At 74.7% G+C, this 1,000-nt stretch carries 2 protein-coding genes; both read left to right on the top strand.

Translation table 11 applies throughout. The annotated features are described in order from the left end of the window. Nucleotides 1-711 (top strand): tetratricopeptide repeat protein (locus B8460_RS13920; protein WP_206742655.1); only part of this gene is annotated, 711 nt, incomplete at its 5' end. A gap of 51 nt (nucleotides 712-762) precedes the next feature. After that, the coding region (locus tag B8460_RS13915) for an ELM1/GtrOC1 family putative glycosyltransferase (RefSeq protein ID WP_048862211.1) at nucleotides 763-1,000 on the top strand (238 nt) is incomplete at its 3' end.

The raw sequence follows: 1,000 nt of genomic DNA, 5'->3' as shown, positions 1-1,000 counted from the left end.
TCGCATGGGACGGTCCTGTCGTTTGGCGTTTCCGGCTGCCATCAACCCCATCCGGGGCGCCGCGCCAACCCGCTTGTCGATCCCGGGGCGCCGGGGCCAGACTGCGGCATGTCCTGGCGCCCGTCCGCCCCGCTTCGTCGCGGCCTGCTGGCCGTCCTGCTGCTGGCCGCCCCCGCCCTGACGGTCCCGGTCGCCCTCGGCGCGCCGCCGCCCGGCAACCCGGCGATGGCCAAACAGGCGACCGACCGGTTGCTCGACGACCTGAAGGTCGCGGCCGACGCCGAGGCGGCGGCGCAGCTGGAGGCGAACATCCTCAACATCTGGCTCGACGCGACCTCGCCGGCCGCACGGCTGCTGGTGACGCGCGGCCTGCGCGACCTGCAGGCCGGCGCCGATGCCGAGGCGGTGGCGGATTTCGACGCGCTGGTGGCGCTCGAGCCTGACCTCGCGGAGAGCTATCACGAACGTGCCGTCGCCCGCTTCGCCGCCGGCAACAGCGACGGCGCGATCGCCGATATCGAGCAGACGCTCCGCCGCGAACCGCGCCACTTCGCCGCCTTTGCCCTGCTGTCGCGCATCGCCGAGAAGCGCGGCAACTGGCGCGGCGCCTACGAGGCGTGGCAGCGCGTCCTGGCGCTCGATCCCAAGACGCCGCACGGCGAGGAACGGCTCAAGACCCTGCGGCAGAAGGCGCTGGGGCAGGAGCTGTAGCCCGCGCCCGCGCGCCTTGACGCACCGCAGCGTGGTCCGCACAAGGCCGGAATGATCAGGTCCTGGGTCGTCTGCGAGCCGCTCGCGGGCATGCGGTCGCAGGCGCTCGGGCTCGCCGAGGCGGCGGGGCTGGCGCCGGAGGTGATGGACGTGATCCGCCCGCCGTCCTGGCGCTGGATACCGCCCCGGCTCTGGCCCGATCCGCTGCGGGCTCTGCCCCATGGGGCGCGGGCGCAGGCGCCGCCCGACATCGCGATCGGCTGCGGCGGCACCGGCGACCGGGTTGCCG

Origin of the sequence: Acidisphaera rubrifaciens HS-AP3 (genome assembly GCF_000964365.1) — a bacterium.
Classification (GTDB): domain Bacteria; phylum Pseudomonadota; class Alphaproteobacteria; order Acetobacterales; family Acetobacteraceae; genus Acidisphaera; species Acidisphaera rubrifaciens.
This window is presented reverse-complemented; position numbering and strand designations above follow the sequence as displayed.